Genomic DNA, 17,113 nt, shown 5'->3' on the forward strand with positions numbered 1-17,113 from the left:
CTTGCGAGCGAGTTCATTCCTTTTTCGCACAATATTGCTTGTTGGAATGGTTGTCCCATGACATTCTTGGCTGAGTTGATGCGTTTTGAGAATGAATATGCGCCGCAGCCTGGTTCCGGATATCGCCAATCTTCAGGCTTTCGAGTGTGCCGCACGGCATGGCAATTTCACCCGGGCGGCTGAAGAGCTGAACCTCACCCAAAGTGCCGTCAGCCGGCAGATCCATGCGCTGGAAGAACAAACCGGGCTACTGCTCTTCGAGCGTGTGCGCCGGCGCGTCATTCTTTCCGAGCCAGGAAAACGCCTGCTATCCGAGGTGCAGCGCCTGCTTGCTCAATCGGAACAGCTGATGATGCGGGCAGTCGCCTCGGCGGACAAGGACGAGTCGCTCAACATCGCAACGCTTCCGACCTTCGGCGCACGCTGGCTGATGCCGCGCCTGCCCGATTTTCTGGCCAGCCATCCCTCGCTGGCATTGACGGTGGGTTCGCGGTCAGAGCCCTTCGATTTCGACCAGGAGGATTTCGACCTCGCTATCCATTACGGCCAGCCGAGCTGGGCAAAGGCGACATCGACCTTCCTCTACAGCGAACTCGTGCTGCCAGTTGCAAGCCGGAAAGTGGTCGCAAGATTGCAAGCGCAAACGCCGGCGGATCTTGCCGACGCGCCGCTGCTCCATCTTACCACCCGCCCACGCCTCTGGTCGCAATGGCTGGAAGCGAATGGGGTGACGACGGACAATGGCTTTCGCGGCAACCGCTTCGATCAGTTTTCAATGATCATCGGCGCGGCCCTCGCCAACATGGGGGTCGCACTCCTTCCCTCCCACCTGATTGAGGAGGAGGTTCGCGCGGACGCGCTCGTGCCGGTCTTCGATCTGCCGATGGCCACCGAGTTCAGCTATTATGTCGTGCTGCCCGAAGGCCGCCAGAGCAACGGAGTGGCGAACGCCTTCAAGGATTGGCTAATCAGCCAAGCCAACACTGCTACAGAAGCGCTTACAGGTTAAACAGAACTCCCGATCAAACAGCCTTGCGACGCGGCGAGCGGGCCATCAGCCGGGCATAGGCGATTGCCGAAAGCATGTTCACATGATTGGCCTTGCCGGTTCCGGCAATGTCAAACGCCGTGCCATGATCGACGGATACGCGATCGATCGGCAGTCCCAGCGACACGTTGACGGCGGTCTCGAAGGCGACGAGCTTGATCGGGATATGGCCCTGATCGTGATACTGCGCGATGACGAGGTCGAAGGCGCCATTATAGGCGCGCGCAAACACGGTATCGGCCGAAATCGGACCGACGACATCGATCCCCTTCGCCTGCGCCTGCTCGACGGCCGGCGCCAGGAATTCCATATCCTCGGTGCCGAACAGGCCGTTTTCGCCACAATGCGGATTGAGCCCGGCAACAGCGATGCGCGCCGTCTTGCCGAGCCGCAGGAAGTGATTATGTCCGGCCTCGATGGTCGCCAGTACGCGCTCCGTTTTCGCCCGCTCGATCGCTCCCTTGAGAGAGACATGGGTCGAAACGTGAATGGTGTTCAGCCGTTCCGAGGCCAGCAGCATGAACGAACTCTTCGAACCCGTCAGATGCGCCAGCAAGCCGGTATGACCATCGAAATGATGCCCGGCGAGGTTCATCGCTTCCTTGTTGATCGGTGCCGTGACGATGACGTCGGCAGCACCCGACATGGCAAGATCGACGGCGCGGCTGATATAGCGCACCGAGGCGTCGCCGGCGACCGGACTGACCTTGCCGATCTCGGGTAAAGGCGCGCCGAGCGCCACCTCGTCGACCGCAATCCTGCCAGAGCCGGCGGCATCCGCAGCTGCGAATACCAGCCCGGTCGCGGCGACACGATCGGCGCGCTCAAGCGCTTCGATATTGCCGACGATCACGAAATCACGGCGTTCGTCCTCCGGCATCGCGGCCAACGCCTTGACGATCACTTCCGGGCCGACGCCCGCGGGATCACCCAGAGTCACCGCGACTTTCGCATTCCTGTCCATCAGTCCCATTCCCTTTCGGCGGCGCTCAGAAGGCGGCTTCGTAGATCGAGCGAATATCAGCGCGCGACAGATCACGCGGATTATTATCGAGCAGACGACGGATGGCAAAGGCATCGTCCGCCATGGCGTCGAGATCGCTTTTCGGGACGCCGAGGCCGGAGAGCGTCATGTCTATGCCAAGCTCGGCACAGAAGGCGTAGGCGGCATCAAAGACCGACTGGATGCTATCCGATGTTCCGCGACCGAGCGCATCCATGACGACCCTCGTCTTCTCCGGAACGGACGGCGTGTTGAAGGCGAGCACATGCGGAAAGATCAACGCGTTCGCGGCACCATGAGCAACGTGCCAGCGTGTGCCGAGCGGATAGGCCAGCGCATGACCGCCGGCGGTATTGACCGGGCCGAGACAGAAGCCGCCATAGAGAGACGCGAGCGACAGACCGGCGCGCGCCTCGGCATCGGAACCGTCCCTGACTGCCCGCGCCAGATATTTGCCGACGAGCCGGGTCCCCTCGATCGCGTAGAGATCGACCATCGGATGCGCCTTGCGGTTGGTAAAGGCCTCGACGCAATGAGCCATGGCATCGACGCCGGTTGCAGCCGTTATGCGCGGTGGCACCGTAAAGGTCAGCGCCGGATCGATGACGGCGATGTCAGCGAGCATATGCAGGCTTTCGACGGCAAGCTTGGCCTTCGTGTTGGGGTCGGTGACCAGCGCGCGAATGCCGGCCTCGCTGCCGGTGCCGGAGGTCGTCGGCACCTGCGCCAGCGCGACGCGACGCGGGCCTTTGACCTTGTTCGGACCGACAACCTCCCGCAGGGTCTGCGACGTACCGGTGAGAACCGCCGCGAGTTTGGCGAGATCCATGGCGCTGCCGCCACCGAACCCCACCACGAGATCGGCATCGGCCGCATTTGCCGCCGCAAGAACCTTGTCGAGATTGGTGGTGTCCGGCTCCGGCGCTACATCGGCGAAGATCGTAACATCACCTTTCAAGGCGAGAGCATCGACACGCTTCGCATTGAACGCATCGGAGATAACGAGAATGCGGCCATAGCCTTTTTCGCGCGCCCATTTGCCGAGGCGCTCCGCCGTCCCCACACCGAACTCGATCAGATGCGGCCGGACGATTGTAATAGGCGAATCCAAGCTGACCACCGGACTGCTCCTCCCTGTGAATGCCGCGGCATTCAGCTATCACGCAGATGTAAATTTGTTATACAATGTGGCTTTGCTTGGCAAGCGCCAGCTCTCAGCGAGCCGATCGGCATTCACATCCGATCGCCTCCGGCGACAGCCACACATACTTGATGGTCCGGCGATAATAGGTGTAGGCGACATGCACCACGCCATCCGCCCCCTGCACGATCGACGGATAGGAAAACTCGCGGTTGAGCGAGTCCTTTGAGTTATTGCTGAGGCAATAGCCGTCGCCGGTATCGAGATCGATCCGGCGCGGGAAGCTCGCACCACCATCACTCGAAAAGGCAAGGCTGAGCGGTGCGCGCGGCACACCCCAGACCGCCTTTCGCCGTTCGATCGCCTGCACTGGCGCGGTATCGATCGCCTCCCCGCCCTCGATCTCATCGTAGAGCGACTGCCGCCTGGCATCCGACATCCGCGCGTTGGAGTGGTTGTAAACCATTGCGATAGCGCTGTTTTTCAGCTTTACCGCCTGAATAGAAGAGTTGTTGTTCGGCAGATCTATCGGCTGCGGCGCGCTCCAGCTCTCCCCGCCATCCGTCGAGTGGCTGGCAAGCACGGACTGAGCAAAGCGGTTGCGATAGAAGGCGACGAGATTGTTGCCCTCGAGCGGAACGATGTTCATGTGAACAGCTCCGAGACTGTCCGGCACCGCCGTCATCACCCAGCTCTTGCCTTGGTCACGCGAGATCAACACGCCGGCCGTATCGGCATCGCCGGTCCAGCGCTCGCCGGGCAATCCGACGCAGCGAAAGACCGGGAGCAGCCACGCGCCGCGGCTGTTGACGATAATCGGCTGTCGGACAAACGTACCCGGGAGATCGCAGAGCACGCGGACCTCGCCGAACGTCTTGCCGCCATCCGCCGAGATCCGGCATTTGACAATCGACCCATCCTGATTTCCGGAGGTCTGCGAGGTATAGAGAAGCCAGACATACCCGTCAGCAGCATTGAAAATCAACGGGTTCTGCTCTGATTTGGCTGGATCGTCGGACATTTTCTCCGGTGCCGACCAGCGCGTTGCACCGGGGGAAAGGCGCGACATGTAAATAGAAATGTCGCCCATGCCCTCCATCGTGCCTCCAAACCACACGCAGGTGAGCGTCCCATCGGGAAGAAAGGCGAGATTGGCGGCGTGATTTTGAATGCAGGGAGACGGAAGATAGGCATCCGCGCGTCCCTTGTCCTTGGGGCTAGTAAGGATCTCGCCCGTCATCAGCGCCGGTACGGCATCCGGTTGCAAACCCGAGAAGATCATGATCGCTCTCCTTATGGCAGCTCGGCGTAGGCGTTGGAAAGTGCCGCATGATCCGCATCGCTGAGCGGCATCAGCGGCGCGCGCGTTCGCCTCCAGGCTGGATTGCCGGTCTTCAGCCCGATCATGGCCTTGATCGTCGGGATCTGCACATAGGAGTTGGACAGCGTGCGATAGGCGTTGATGCGCGCCTGGGCCGCGTCGACATCGGCGGCACGCATTTCGTCATGGACATGGTCATAAACGGTGCGCAGCGAATCCGCGACCAGATTGGACGTGGCGGTGATACAGCCGACGCCGCCGGCTTTCATCAGCGGCAGCAGCAACGGGTCGGCGCCGGCGAGAATGGAGAAGCCAGGATAGGCGGCGACGATCGCCTGCATATTATTGAAATCGCCGGCCGATTCCTTGATACCGACGACGGTTTCGCGAAACGCCTCGATCAACCGGCCGATCAACGGTACGGACAGCGGCACGCCGGAAACCTGGGGAATATGATAGAGGATGACCTGCAATCGGGGATCCGCGACCGTCTCGAGCACCTGTGCATAGGCGGCAAAGAGCCCGTCGTCGGAAACGCCCTTATAGTAGAAGGGCGGCAGCATCACCACCTTGGTGACGCCGAGCGAAAGCGCATGCCTGGTCAGTTCCACCGTTTCCGGAATGGCCGTCACGCCGGTGCCCGGAAGCAGCCGATCGGCCGGAATTCCTGCCTTCAGCGCCGCTTCAAGGATTGCACGGCGCTCGCTTGACGAGAAGGAATTCGCCTCGCCGGTCGTGCCGAGAAGTGCTACGCCATGACAGCCCTCATCAAGGAGGCGCTGGCAATGTTCGGTGAACAATCCCAGATCCGGACTGCCATCGGCATTCAACGGCGTTGCGGCCGCGCTGAATACGCCTGTAATCCTGTGATTGCTCATATCGTCCTCCCCGGATGAGCATGGCAGGCAGCAACACAGCCCGCAGAATGATGTTTTAATCGGCCTAGCCCGTATTGTTGTCAATATGACAATGTGCGCAAGATCCGCTTTAATTTTTCAAGTGCTTGAAAAACAATTATAAAACTTTTCCGTTAATTGAATGTACTTGTTTAAAATTAATTTTCATTGACATATTTACATTATCGGTTGAGTGTTTGCGCCTGTCATGACGCCCTTCGGGAGAGAAGGTGGAGGCGTCTCGGATTCTGTTTTTGGGAGGAACGGATGACTGAGCGGAAAACTGCGCCAAAGACGCAGGTGTCGCGCCGCGACGCATTGAAGCTAGGCCTTGCAGCCGGCATCGGACTCACGATTTTCGGAATGAATGCGCGCATCGTGCTTGCCGATGAGGGCCAGGTGCTGAAGGTCGCCAATCCCGCCTTCGACCAGGACTGGTCGCCGTTGCGCGGTGGCGGCAGAACCTTCCGCTGGAACTCGATCTGGTGGGCCTCGCCGATGTATTTCGACAGCGACGGCAAGATCCAGCCATACGTCTTTGTCAGTTGGGAGACGTCCGACAACAAGGTCTGGACCTTCAAGATCGATCCCAAGGCTGTCTTTTCCGATGGCAGCAAGATCACCTCGGCCGATATCAAGGGCTCGTGGGAAGTGGCCTCCATGCCGAACACCAAGAGCCAGCGCGCCGATCAGGTGCTGAGCAAGGTTCAGGGCTTCAAGGATATCAGCAATGGCGCGGGCACGGAACTGATGGGCGTTGCTACGCCTGATGACAGCACCGTCGTCGTCACGCTGACCGAGGTCGACCCGATCTTCTTCATGCGTCTTGCCAACCATATCGCGCCCATTACCAAGGCGGCGCAGTCGCGTGGCAGCGACGGTGAAGAGATCGCCGACTGGTACAAGCCGGAGAACAAGCCTGTCTTCTCCGGCCCGTTCAAGCTCACCAGCATCGACATCGATGCCGGCAAGCTCGCCTTCGAGCCGAACGAGAATTTCTTCGGGCCGAAGCCGAAACTGGCTCGCATCGAAATCACGTCGATCGAGGACAACGTCACCGCGACCTCGCTGATCAAATCGGGCGAATTCAATGCCCATACAGAGCTGATCACCTCGACGATCATCCAGGATCTCGGTCCAGAATTCTCCGCTGGCCCGCTTATCCCGACCAGCCAACATTTCTGGTTCAACATTTCGCGCGCACCGATGGATGATCCGAAGGTTCGCCAGGCGCTGATCATGGCGGTCGACCGAGACGGCCTGTTCAAGGCCTCCTATCCGGATGGCCCACACAAGAAGGCTGATCAGATCCTCAACGCCGTGCCCGGCGCGGAGAATTCCGGCTTCGAGCCCTACCCCTATGATCCGGCAGCGGCCAAGAAGCTGCTCGCCGAATCGAGCTATGGCGGCCCGGAGCGCCTGCCGAAGATCCTGTTCGTCGGCATTTCCGCGCCGGCTATCCAGGCGGCCGCGCAGTTCATCGCCGAGCAGTGGCGCCAGAACCTTGGCATCACCGCCGTCGACATGAAGCCGCAGCAGGATTCCTATGCCGGCCCGGACCAGAATTCGGTTCAGGTCTTCCGCGACGATGTCGGCACCCGCGTTCCGGACGCCGTCTCCTATCTCGCCGGCTGCATCGCCTCGACTTCCTCGAATGCGCAGAACAAGCTTGGCGGATACAAGAACGACAAGGTCGATGCGGCCCTTGCCGAAGCGGCGATCAAAGCTGCCGACGATCCGCAGCGCATCAAGCTGGCGCAGGATGCCCAGAAGGCATTCCGCGACGATTGGGCCTTCATTCCGTGGTATTCTCAGGCGATGTCGCGCTGGGCCACCAAGGAGGTCAAGGGCATGGACAAGAACCTCGACTGGCAGGTCGTGGCGCCCTGGGACATTTCGATCGGCTAGTCCGCCTGATCGCGGACCCTTTCGACCAACAACTGGGAGGTGACCTTGCTACGCTACGTGCTGACCCGGTTTGCCATCTGGATTCCGTCAGTGCTGATCGTGATGCTCGCCGTCTATGCGCTGGCCTTCTACGGCGCCGGCGATCCGATCAAGCTGATCTTTCTGCGCGCGCCCGGCGATGTCGCCTACAATCCCCAGCGCATCGAAGCCATCCGTGAAAGCGCCGGCCTCAACAAGCCGTTCATCGTTCAGTTCGGCCTTTACATATGGAACCTGCTGCACGGCCAGTTCGGCAATTCGCTGAGCTCCGGGCGCTCGGTCTGGGCGATGGTGAAAGCGGCAGCCCCTGTGTCCTTCCAACTGGCGCTCTGTTCCATCATCCTGACGACGATCGTGGCCATCCCGCTCGGCATGATCGCCGCGCTGAACCAGAACACGCGCATCGACTATGCGATCCTTGGCTCGGCTCTCTTCCTCTGGGCGATCCCGGCCTATGTTGCCGGTCCGCTTCTGATGGTCGGGCTGATCGTTCTTTTGCCCGGCGCCAGCGTGCCTTACGGTTGGGGCGGTATTTTCGACGTGCGCATCCTTCTGCCGCTCATCGTGCTCTCCTTCCAGCCGATTGCGCTGATCGTGCGCCAGACACGCGCCGCCGTCATCGAGGTCCTGTCGGAAGATTTCGTCCGCACCGCCCGCGCCAAGGGCGTGCCAGAGATCATCGTCGCGCTTCGCCATATCCTGCGGCCGGTGCTAACGCCCGTCGTTACCCAGCTCGGGCTGATCATGATAACCATCGTCAACGGCGCGATCTTCGTCGAGCTGGTCTTCGGCCTGCCGGGCCTCGGCCGGCTGACGGTGCAGGCACTGATCAATTCGGATTATCCCGTCATCCTGGCGATTACGCTCATCGGATCCTTCCTGGTGATGCTGTCAAACCTTCTGGTCGACGTGCTCTATCCGTTGCTTGATCCGCGCGCCAACGATGCAAGAAGGAGCCGCTGACCATGTCCGCTGTCCCCCTCTCCCCCATCATCAGTGAAGAAGAGCCGCCGGTCAGCCTGTGGCGCGACGCGTGGTATCGCCTGAAGCGCAACAAGCTCGCCATCTTCGGGCTGATCGCCGTCACCATCCTCGCCTTTGCCGCAATCTTCGGCCCATATCTCACGCCCTACGACTATCTGAGCCAGGATCTTCAGGCGCGAAATGCGGCCCCATCACTGCACCATCTCTTCGGCACCGACGATCTCGGCCGCGACGTCTTCAGCCGTGTCGTCTTCGGCACGCGCACGGCCTTTCTGGTTGCGATCGTCGTTACCTTCATCGCCGTGCTGATAGGGCTGGTGCTCGGTGCCATCGCCGGCTTCTTCGGCAATCCGTTCGACCGCGCCATCATGTGGCTGACGGACATGACCATGTCGGTTCCGAACCTCCTGCTCGTCGTCGTCATCAACGCATCCCTGAAGTCGCCGATTTCGAAATGGATGGAAGCGCGCTATATGGCGACGCTCAATCCCTTCTATCGCGAGACCATATGGGTCGATTTCATGCTGGTCTTCGGCTCGATGGCGCTGATCTCCTGGCCGCCCTATGCGCGCCTCGTTCGCGCTCAGGTGCTGTCGATCCGCAGCCGGCCCTATATTACCGCGGCGCAGGCGCTCGGTCTTTCTAACTGGATCATCATGAAGCGCTATGTCATTCCGAACGCGCTCGGGCCGCTGATCGTTTCCGTCAGCGCCGGGCTCGGAACCGCCATGGTACTGGAAAGCGCCTTCAGCTTCCTCGGCATCGGCGTCAATCCGCCGACACCAAGCTGGGGCAACATGATTTCGGATGGCCTGCGTGTCTGGCAGCACTACCCCCATCTCCTCGCCGCTCCGGCAGCCGTCCTCGGCCTTGCCTCGGTCGCCTTCAGCTTCCTTGGCGACGGCCTCAACGATGCTCTTAATCCGCGGGGCAGCAAATGATGGACACGACCAAATCCACCGAACGCCTACTCGATGTCCGCGGCCTGACCGTTGAAATCGCCGGCCGCAACGGGCCGGCCGTTGTGGTTGACGGTATCGATCTTCATGTCAACAAGGGTGAAACGCTCGGTGTCGTCGGCGAGTCCGGCTGCGGCAAGAGCCTGACAATGTTGAGCCTGATGCGGCTCTTGCCCAACAAGATCAGAGTGACGAAGGGCTCCGCCCGCTTCGACGGCCGCGACCTGCAAACCATGTCGAACCGCGAACTGCGCAAGGTACGAGGCGGTGATATCGGCTTCGTCTTCCAGGATCCGATGACCTCGCTGAACCCGGTGATGCGCGTCGGCGATCAGATTTGCGAGCCGCTGATCTATCATCGCGGACTGCGCAAGGCGGAGGCTCGCGAGCGTGCCGTCGAACTGCTGCGCCTTGTCGGCATTCCCGGCCCCGAAGAGCGGCTGCAAGCCTATCCGCACGAACTCTCCGGCGGCATGCGCCAGCGCGTGATGATCGCGATCGGCCTTGCCTGCAATCCCAAACTGCTAATCGCCGATGAGCCGACGACGGCGCTTGATGTGACGATCCAGGCCCAAATCGTCGATCTCGTGAAGGAATTGCGCCAAAAGCTCGGCATGTCCGTCGTCTGGATTACCCATGATTTGGCGTTGATCGCCGGCCTCGTCGATCGCGTCGCCGTGCTCTATGCCGGCACCGTCGTCGAGGATGCGCCGGTCGATGAACTCTACGCCCATCCGAGCCACCCCTATACGCGCGGTCTGCTGGCCTCGATCCCCAAACTTTCGGATGCGCCGGCAAGCCGGCTGAGTTCGATCGGCGGGACGCCGCCGGAACCCGGCCGTCGCCCCAAGGGGTGCCCGTTCGCGCCGCGCTGTCCGCTGGTGGAAGCCATCTGTCACGAGCGCGTGCCGAAGCTAGAGCCATTGAATGGCGGCGGAAACCATCGTACCGCCTGTTTCGTGGTCCAGAAAATGCGGGAGGCTGCATGATGAGCGCCCAACCGCTGCTCAAGATCGAAAACCTGGTGAAGCATTTCCATGTCCGGCTCGGCGCCTTCGGCGAACGGACGGCCACCGTCTACGCGCTCGACAACGTCAACCTCGAGATCATGGAGGGCGAGACGCTGAGCCTCGTCGGCGAGTCCGGCTGCGGCAAGTCGACGACCGGCTTCACCATTCTCAATCTCTATAAGGCGACCAGCGGCAAGGTCATCTACAAGGGGCAGGATCTTGCGACCCTCGGCGAGAAGCAGATGCGGCCCTTCCGCCGCGACCTGCAGATCGTCTTTCAGGATCCCTATTCGACGCTCAACCCGCGCATGACGGTCGGCGAGGCAATCGGCGAGCCTATGCTCTTTCACAAGCTCTGTACCAAGGCCGAGCTGAAGGACAAGGTTGCTACGCTCCTGACCGACGTCGGCCTGCCGACGCGCTTTGCACAGCGTTATCCGCACGAGCTTTCCGGCGGCCAGCGCCAGCGCGTGGTCATCGCCCGCGCACTTGCCTGTCAGCCGAAATTCATCGTCTGCGACGAGGCGATTTCGGCGCTCGATGTGTCGATCCAAGCGCAGATCATCAATCTGCTGCTCGACCTGCAAGAAAAATACGGCCTGACCTATCTTTTCATCGCACACGATCTGGCCGTCGTTCGCCACATCAGCACCCGCGTCGGCGTCATGTATCTGGGTCGTCTGGCGGAACTTGCGAGCCGCGAGGAGCTCTTCGGCAACCCGCTCCATCCCTACACCAAGGCGCTGCTCTCGGCGGTTCCCGAAACCGATCCGGCGCTGGAGCGCAGTCGCACCCGCCAGATCCTGCAGGGCGACGTGCCGAGCCCGCTCAACCCGCCGAGCGGCTGTCGCTTCCATACCCGCTGCCCGATTGCGATGGATGTCTGCGGCAAGGCCGTCCCCGACTGGAAGGAAGCCAAGCCCGGTCACTTCGTCGCCTGTCATGCGGTCAACACGGGAGCGGATGCATGACGCTGAAGGTTGCGATCATAGCCGACGACCTGACTGGCGCGCTCGACACCGGCACGCCGTTTGTCGAGGCCGGTCTCTCCGTCACTGTCGCGATCGATATCGACGCCATAGCGGACGCGCTCGCAAGCCGCTCCGAGGTTGTCGTGATCAACACGGACTCCAGAGCATTGTCCGAGCAGGAAGCAGTGGCAAGAGTCAGCCTCGCAGCCCGCGCTCTTCTCGCTGCCTCGCCGGATATCATTCTGAAAAAGATCGACTCTCGCCTGAAGGGCCATGTGGCCGCGGAAAGTGCTGCTCTGACGGCATTCTTTGGTCACCGCGAAATCGTTCTTGCACCAGCCATTCCCGATCAGGGACGTTTTACCCGAGACGGCAAGGTCGTCGGCCGGGGCGTGGATTATCCCCTGCCGATTGCCGAACTCTTCGAGGCACTGCCGGACACGGTCCTCATCATCGACGCCGAGAATGACGGTGATCTGGACCGGCTTATGGCGAAGCATGATTGGAAGACGACCCTTGCCGTTGGCGCGCGTGGTATCGGCAGCGCGCTTGCCCGCCGTATCGGCCGAGGAGACTTGGCCAGCCAGACGTTCGCGCCGACCAGTAGGACGCTCTTCGCCTTCGGCTCCCGCGATCCGATCACGGCGGCGCAAATGGCGACGCTCGAGGCTTCGGGCAGCTTGCGAGCGACAATCGACGCACCGATGGGCTTGGTGGAATGCGGCAAGGGGCAAGCTCTTCCGCTTCTGCTTCGTTGCATCGGCGACATTACTGAGAAGGCGACGGCTGTCGCCGATCGTTTTGCCAAAGGCGTGACATCGGTGATGGAGGATACCCATCCGGATATGCTGATGATGGGCGGTGGCGACACGGCCGTCGCTGTTTTCCGCACGCTCGGAGTTCGCCTTCTGACACCGAAGGGCGAAATCGAGCCGGGCATTCCATGGTTTGACGTGACGATGCCCAACGGCACGCGGCTCCGCTGCGCTGTGAAATCCGGAGGCTTCGGGAATTCTGATAGTTTGCTAAGACTGATTCCGCAGAATCAGGCGGCCTGAGACATGCCGGCAGGAGAATGAACGTGGACGAAGCAAATGGTGCATCGGCAAATGCGCAGGCGGCCCCAGTAGCCAAGCCCGAGCGCGGCAAGGCCGTGAAGCTTGTCGATCGCGTTTTCGACCAGCTTCTGGAGCGCATCCGATCCGGAAACTATCCGCCGGATTCGCGCCTGCCGGGCGAACACGAACTTGCTTCGATGCTTGGCGTTTCCCGCCCCGTCATCCGCGATGCTTTGGCGCGGCTGCGCGACCAGGGTATGATCTATGCCCGTCAGGGCGCCGGTACCTTCGTCAGCGCCCATGGCTCGCCGATCGCCCAGCTTGCCTATGCGCCGGTCAAGACGATTGCCGATATCCAGCGCTGCTACGAATTCCGCCTGACGATCGAGCCGGCTGCCGCCTATTTCGCGGCGAAGAGACGCGATGACGCCGCCATCCAGAAAATAGCAGCCGCATTGGCCGATCTTCGCGAGGCCACCAGCCACCAGCTTCACCGCACGGACGCCGATTTCAACTTCCACCGCTCGGTGACGGAAGCCGCCAACAACCATTATTACACCGCATCCATGGACGCGCTGAAAGCCCATATCGCCGTCGGCATGCACCTGCATGGACTGTCGTTGCTCGGCCCAAGGCAGGGTCTTGAACAGGTGTTCCAGGAGCATAACGCGATCTACAAGGCCATTGCCGAGGGCCGGGCCGAAGACGCTCGCAACCTGATGCAGGCTCATCTCGAAGGCTCGAGAGACCGCCTCTTCGAAGGCCGGGCGCTCGACCTCTCGTTTTAGTAGGCCCCAGAGCAATACAGAATTGGGAGCGATTCATTGCTCGGAGTTTAAGGTCGCGTGCTCATGCCTGATCAACGCTCGCCACTTCGTAGGTCCAGACCCGAAACGCTTTCAGCACATGCGGCCCGAAGGAATTGATGAGCGGGATATCGGCGGCATCGCGGCCCCGCGCCACAACTATACGGCCAATCCGCGGCTTGTTGTTACGTGGATCGAACGTATACCAGACGCCGTCGAGGAAGACCTCCATCCACGCGCTGAAGTCCATCGGATCAACGACGGGAACACCGATGTCGCCGAGATGGCCGTTGACATAGCGGGTGGGGATATTGAGGCAACGGCAGAGCGTGACAGCGAGATGCGCGTAGTCACGACAGACACCGACGCGCTCATGGAATGCTTCGAATGCCGTCCGCGTCGATCGGGCCTGCATGTAATCGAAGCGAATATGGCCATGGACGAAATCGCAGATCGCCTGCACGCGTGCCCAGCCGGGTGTGATCGTGCCGAACGTATCCCAGGCAAACTGACTCAATCGATCGGTTTCGCAATAGCGGCTTCCCATGAGATAGACGAGGCAATCATCCGGCAAATCTGAAACCGGGAGCTCCCTTGCGTCGGGTACGATCCTGTCCGTTTTGCCATCGTCCTCGATCGTGGCATCACCCCATATCGTCAGGTCGCCCGCCGGCGCAACAAGCCGCCGGCATCGGTTGCCAAAGAGATCGTGGTAAGTCGATGTCGGAACATCTGGGGTGGTGAATACTGTTTCCGGAGATCTAATATCCGCAGCGCGGTCTTCGTGGACTGACAGCAGGCATACCAAGGCAGTCGGTTGCTGGCAGGTCAGGGTCATTTCGTAACCGTAGCGGATCAGCATAAAGGGGTCTCCTGTGCAGCAAGGCTAATAGCCATGCGGACCTTCAGATTTCGGCGGCACTTTTTCTTGTTTGGCTTTCTCGTTTCACGAGAGCCATGGTTTCGCTCCCTGACTATAACCGAACGTTTTCTCCATCAGAGTCGTTCCACCGCCTGACGAGGCGAGAACCGCTTCAAGCTGGTCTTCCGCCATCACTCGCTCATGAGGCTCATCGTCGTTGCGGATACGGTACTGAAGCGCAAAGCCTCTGAGCGGCAGCGTCGCTGTGATACGGTAGGTGCTCCTGAATTTTGGAGCGGCCGTACCGGGGGCTTTCTTTATCCAGACGACCTGTCCTATGGCAAAGATATGGGTGGCAGGATCGCGTCGGATAGGATGGCCACCAGTTTTTATATCGGTCATGATTGCTTGTGGTCCTTTTCGAGTGCGGTTTGGAGATCCGCTGGATTGATCGGCAGCATTTGCGGCCTTGAACCCGGCATGGCAATCGCCGGCAACAGGAATGGGAGCGAAAGACGAACGTTGGTTTGAGTAGTCCGGTTGATCATGGCGCGGTTCTCAACGAGAACACGCCGATGCGCCTCCCTGCACTCTTCCCATCCGAACCGAGGCGTCCCCGAGCCTGCCGGTTCATCAGCGGTCAGCGCAAAGAATCATCAATCGTTCGAGCGGAGCAACGTGCGCATGAGAACGGCGCCATACGTTCGCCATCGGGAATTCGGTAATGCATGGCGGGGCATAGGCCTCAGACACCACGAAAGCCGGAGCGGCCAAAAAATATGCTCTATGTCTAGGCTCACATTGAGATTCGATCAAGGATTATTCGGGATTCATTGTGAATAAAAGCCGGAGACCCTCAGAAATTCTAAAATAAAACCGCAAAATCATGTTGGTTAAACTCGTGCATATCATCTAATTTACGCCAGACGATTGAGCAGAGTAACTGAATTATATTTTACAATAATTTTGGCCGTAGCGTAATATTTCTTGGCACTCCTATCTATCGAGTGCCACAAGTGCTATTTAAGAACATCAGCCGCCATATGCACCGGCTGCAGAAAGAACCCCTATGAAATTCCGTCCACTCCACGATCGCGTCGTCATCCGGCGCGCGGAAGGCGATCTCAAATCCAAGGGCGGGATCATCATTCCAGACACCGCCAAGGAAAAGCCGCAGGAAGGCGAAGTGATCGCCGTTGGTCCGGGCATGCGCGATGAAGACGGAGCATTGATCCCACTCGACGTCAAGATCGGCGACACGATCCTGTTCGGAAAATGGTCCGGGACCGAGATCAAGATCGATGGCGAGGAGCTCCTTATCATGAAGGAGGCCGACATTATGGGCATCGTCGGAAAGACCGATGCAACTGCCCAAAAGGTCGCCTGACAGCCAACCTCCAAACCCGCAATTTCAAGAGTGAACTGGACGACCATCATGACTGCCAAACAAATCAGATTCTCCACCGACGCGCGTGATCGCATGCTCCGTGGTGTCGAGCTGCTCAACAATGCCGTCAAGGTCACGCTGGGCCCCAAGGGCCGCAATGTCGTGATCGCCAGCACCTATGGCGCGCCGCGCATTACCAAGGATGGCGTCACCGTCGCCAAGGAAATTGAACTGGAAGACAAGTTCGAGAACATGGGCGCCCAGATGGTGCGTGAAGTCGCCTCGAAGACCAATGACCTTGCCGGCGATGGCACGACGACCGCAACCGTGCTCGCCGCGTCCATCCTGCGCGAAGGCGTGAAGCTCGTCGCTGTCGGCATGAATCCGATGGACCTCAAGCGCGGTATCGACCTTGCCGTTGCCGCCGTCGTCAAGGAAATTCAGGCGCGCGCCAAGAAGGTTCAGTCCTCCGGCGAGATCGCCCAGGTCGGAACGATCGCCGCCAATGGCGACGCAAGCGTCGGCGAGATGATCGCCAAGGCGATGGACAAGGTCGGCAACGAGGGCGTTATCACGGTTGAGGAAGCAAGAACCGCCGACACCGAACTCGACGTCGTCGAGGGCATGCAGTTCGACCGCGGTTACCTGTCACCCTATTTCGTTACCAATGCCGAGAAGATGCGCGTCGAGCTTGAAGACCCCTACATTCTTCTCCACGAGAAGAAGCTCGGCAATCTGCAGGCGATGCTGCCGATCCTTGAAGCCGTGGTGCAGAGCGGCCAGCCGCTCTTGATCATCTCGGAAGACGTGGAAGGCGAAGCGCTGGCGACATTGGTCGTCAACAAGCTGCGTGGCGGCCTGAAGGTCGCGGCCGTCAAGGCTCCGGGCTTCGGTGATCGCCGCAAGGCGATGCTGGAGGATATTGCCGTCCTCACCGCCGGCCAGGTGATCTCCGAGGATCTGGGCATCAAGCTCGAGAATATCACCATCGACATGCTGGGACGCGCCAAGCGCGTGCTGATCGAGAAGGACACGACCACCATCATCGACGGTTCCGGTGAGAAGGTAGCTATCCAGGCGCGCGTCCAGCAGATCAAGGCGCAGATCGAGGATACGACCAGCGACTACGATAAGGAAAAGCTGCAGGAGCGGCTGGCGAAACTTGCCGGCGGCGTCGCGGTGATCCGCGTCGGCGGCGTGACCGAGATCGAAGTCAAGGAAAAGAAGGACCGCATCGACGATGCTCTGAACGCCACCCGCGCGGCGGTCGAGGAAGGTATCGTGCCCGGCGGCGGCGTGGCACTGCTGCGCGCAAAGTCGGCTCTGATCGGGCTCAAGGGCGAAAACGCTGACATGACGGCCGGTATCTCGATCGTGTTGCGGGCGCTTGAAGCGCCGATCCGGCAGATCGCCGACAATGCCGGTGTCGAAGGCTCGATCGTTGTCGGAAAGCTCATCGACAGCACGGATCACAATCAAGGTTTCGACGCACAGACGGAAACCTATGTCGACATGGTCAAGGCCGGCATCGTCGATCCCGCGAAGGTCGTGCGGACGGCTTTGCAGGACGCCGGCTCGATCGCAGCACTTCTCATCACAGCCGAGGCGATGATCGCAGACATTCCCGCAAGAGAATCTGCCGCGACGGCCGGAAATGGCGACATGGGTGGCATGGGATACTGACACCAGCGTCTGTACCGCTCGGCCAGTCTGGCCGGCG

The 17,113-nt window shown here is 60.3% G+C and carries 16 protein-coding genes; 10 read left to right on the forward strand and 6 right to left on the reverse strand.

Going from position 1 to position 17,113, the window contains the following annotated elements; translation table 11 throughout:
• Positions 1-91: 91 nt before the first annotated feature.
• Positions 92-1,009 (forward strand): LysR family transcriptional regulator, encoded by a 918-nt coding sequence (locus EX00_RS12915; RefSeq protein ID WP_047458174.1) that lies wholly within the window; start codon positions 92-94, stop codon positions 1,007-1,009.
• Positions 1,010-1,022: 13 nt separating this feature from the next.
• Here EX00_RS12915 and pdxA read toward each other — a convergent pair whose 3' ends face one another.
• The 4 genes from pdxA to EX00_RS12935 form a co-directional block, all read right to left on the reverse strand.
• Positions 1,023-2,012 carry a 4-hydroxythreonine-4-phosphate dehydrogenase PdxA gene (gene pdxA, locus EX00_RS12920; RefSeq protein WP_047460251.1) on the reverse strand — a complete coding sequence of 330 codons (990 nt, stop codon included), beginning with the start codon at positions 2,010-2,012 and terminating at the stop codon, positions 1,023-1,025.
• 25 nt (positions 2,013-2,037) lie between these two features.
• The gene (locus EX00_RS12925; RefSeq protein ID WP_047458176.1) at positions 2,038-3,171 is read right to left on the reverse strand and encodes an iron-containing alcohol dehydrogenase; all 1,134 of its coding nucleotides are present in this window, start codon (positions 3,169-3,171) and stop codon (positions 2,038-2,040) included.
• A gap of 94 nt (positions 3,172-3,265) precedes the next feature.
• The gene (locus tag EX00_RS12930; RefSeq protein WP_047458178.1) at positions 3,266-4,474 is read right to left on the reverse strand and encodes a sialidase family protein; all 1,209 of its coding nucleotides are present in this window, start codon (positions 4,472-4,474) and stop codon (positions 3,266-3,268) included.
• A gap of 11 nt (positions 4,475-4,485) precedes the next feature.
• A complete protein-coding gene (locus EX00_RS12935) occupies positions 4,486-5,391 on the reverse strand; it encodes a dihydrodipicolinate synthase family protein (protein WP_047458180.1) in 906 nt (301 codons plus the stop codon).
• 285 nt (positions 5,392-5,676) lie between these two features.
• Between EX00_RS12935 and EX00_RS12940 the strand changes: the two genes are divergently transcribed.
• From EX00_RS12940 to EX00_RS12970, 7 genes are read left to right on the forward strand one after another with little or no spacing between them, the layout of a single operon-like run.
• Entirely contained in the window at positions 5,677-7,317 is a 1,641-nt protein-coding gene (locus tag EX00_RS12940) for an ABC transporter substrate-binding protein (protein ID WP_047458182.1), read from the forward strand.
• 45 nt (positions 7,318-7,362) lie between these two features.
• On the forward strand, positions 7,363-8,319 hold the full coding sequence (locus EX00_RS12945) for an ABC transporter permease (RefSeq protein WP_047458184.1): 957 nt from the start codon (positions 7,363-7,365) through the stop codon (positions 8,317-8,319).
• 2 nt (positions 8,320-8,321) lie between these two features.
• A complete protein-coding gene (locus tag EX00_RS12950; protein WP_047458186.1) occupies positions 8,322-9,281 on the forward strand; it encodes an ABC transporter permease in 960 nt (319 codons plus the stop codon).
• A complete protein-coding gene (locus tag EX00_RS12955) occupies positions 9,278-10,288 on the forward strand; it encodes an ABC transporter ATP-binding protein (protein WP_404944017.1) in 1,011 nt (336 codons plus the stop codon). The genes EX00_RS12950 and EX00_RS12955 overlap by 4 nt, the downstream gene beginning before the upstream one ends.
• Entirely contained in the window at positions 10,288-11,280 is a 993-nt protein-coding gene (locus EX00_RS12960; RefSeq protein ID WP_047460254.1) for an ABC transporter ATP-binding protein, read from the forward strand. Before EX00_RS12955 ends, EX00_RS12960 begins: the two co-directional genes overlap by 1 nt.
• Positions 11,277-12,338 carry a four-carbon acid sugar kinase family protein gene (locus EX00_RS12965; protein ID WP_047458191.1) on the forward strand — a complete coding sequence of 354 codons (1,062 nt, stop codon included), beginning with the start codon at positions 11,277-11,279 and terminating at the stop codon, positions 12,336-12,338. The genes EX00_RS12960 and EX00_RS12965 overlap by 4 nt, the downstream gene beginning before the upstream one ends.
• Positions 12,339-12,361: 23 nt before the next feature.
• Positions 12,362-13,126, forward strand: a complete 765-nt coding sequence (locus tag EX00_RS12970; protein ID WP_202903711.1) for a FadR/GntR family transcriptional regulator — start codon at positions 12,362-12,364, stop codon at positions 13,124-13,126.
• Between the two features lie 61 nt (positions 13,127-13,187).
• On the opposite strand, the gene EX00_RS12975 is transcribed toward EX00_RS12970, so the two are convergent.
• Together EX00_RS12975 and EX00_RS12980 are read right to left on the reverse strand one after the other, a co-directional pair.
• Positions 13,188-14,006 carry a transglutaminase-like domain-containing protein gene (locus EX00_RS12975; RefSeq protein WP_047458197.1) on the reverse strand — a complete coding sequence of 273 codons (819 nt, stop codon included), beginning with the start codon at positions 14,004-14,006 and terminating at the stop codon, positions 13,188-13,190.
• A gap of 84 nt (positions 14,007-14,090) precedes the next feature.
• Positions 14,091-14,408 (reverse strand): hypothetical protein, encoded by a 318-nt coding sequence (locus EX00_RS12980; RefSeq protein ID WP_047458199.1) that lies wholly within the window; start codon positions 14,406-14,408, stop codon positions 14,091-14,093.
• Between the two features lie 667 nt (positions 14,409-15,075).
• Between EX00_RS12980 and EX00_RS12985 the strand changes: the two genes are divergently transcribed.
• Both EX00_RS12985 and groL read left to right on the forward strand, forming a co-directional pair.
• The gene (locus EX00_RS12985) at positions 15,076-15,393 is read left to right on the forward strand and encodes a co-chaperone GroES (protein ID WP_047458200.1); all 318 of its coding nucleotides are present in this window, start codon (positions 15,076-15,078) and stop codon (positions 15,391-15,393) included.
• A gap of 48 nt (positions 15,394-15,441) precedes the next feature.
• The gene (gene groL, locus EX00_RS12990) at positions 15,442-17,076 is read left to right on the forward strand and encodes a chaperonin GroEL (protein WP_047458202.1); all 1,635 of its coding nucleotides are present in this window, start codon (positions 15,442-15,444) and stop codon (positions 17,074-17,076) included.
• The last annotated feature ends 37 nt before the right edge of the window (positions 17,077-17,113 follow it).

This window comes from Martinezella rhizogenes, assembly GCF_000799715.1.
In the GTDB taxonomy this organism is placed as follows: Bacteria; Pseudomonadota; Alphaproteobacteria; order Rhizobiales; family Rhizobiaceae; genus Rhizobium; species Rhizobium rhizogenes_C.

What these genes read in the sequence shown, in the direction of transcription:
- EX00_RS12915 (WP_047458174.1), top strand. Translation starts at nt 92, where the DNA reads ATGAATATGCGCCGCAGCCTGGTTCCGGATATCGCCAATCTTCAGGCT.
- pdxA (WP_047460251.1), bottom strand. Translation starts at nt 2,012, where the DNA reads ATGGACAGGAATGCGAAAGTCGCGGTGACTCTGGGTGATCCCGCGGGC.
- EX00_RS12930 (WP_047458178.1), bottom strand. Translation starts at nt 4,474, where the DNA reads ATGATCTTCTCGGGTTTGCAACCGGATGCCGTACCGGCGCTGATGACG.
- EX00_RS12935 (WP_047458180.1), bottom strand. Translation starts at nt 5,391, where the DNA reads ATGAGCAATCACAGGATTACAGGCGTATTCAGCGCGGCCGCAACGCCG.
- EX00_RS12940 (WP_047458182.1), top strand. Translation starts at nt 5,677, where the DNA reads ATGACTGAGCGGAAAACTGCGCCAAAGACGCAGGTGTCGCGCCGCGAC.
- EX00_RS12950 (WP_047458186.1), top strand. Translation starts at nt 8,322, where the DNA reads ATGTCCGCTGTCCCCCTCTCCCCCATCATCAGTGAAGAAGAGCCGCCG.
- EX00_RS12955 (WP_404944017.1), top strand. Translation starts at nt 9,278, where the DNA reads ATGATGGACACGACCAAATCCACCGAACGCCTACTCGATGTCCGCGGC.
- EX00_RS12960 (WP_047460254.1), top strand. Translation starts at nt 10,288, where the DNA reads ATGAGCGCCCAACCGCTGCTCAAGATCGAAAACCTGGTGAAGCATTTC.
- EX00_RS12965 (WP_047458191.1), top strand. Translation starts at nt 11,277, where the DNA reads ATGACGCTGAAGGTTGCGATCATAGCCGACGACCTGACTGGCGCGCTC.
- EX00_RS12975 (WP_047458197.1), bottom strand. Translation starts at nt 14,006, where the DNA reads ATGCTGATCCGCTACGGTTACGAAATGACCCTGACCTGCCAGCAACCG.
- EX00_RS12980 (WP_047458199.1), bottom strand. Translation starts at nt 14,408, where the DNA reads ATGACCGATATAAAAACTGGTGGCCATCCTATCCGACGCGATCCTGCC.
- EX00_RS12985 (WP_047458200.1), top strand. Translation starts at nt 15,076, where the DNA reads ATGAAATTCCGTCCACTCCACGATCGCGTCGTCATCCGGCGCGCGGAA.
- groL (WP_047458202.1), top strand. Translation starts at nt 15,442, where the DNA reads ATGACTGCCAAACAAATCAGATTCTCCACCGACGCGCGTGATCGCATG.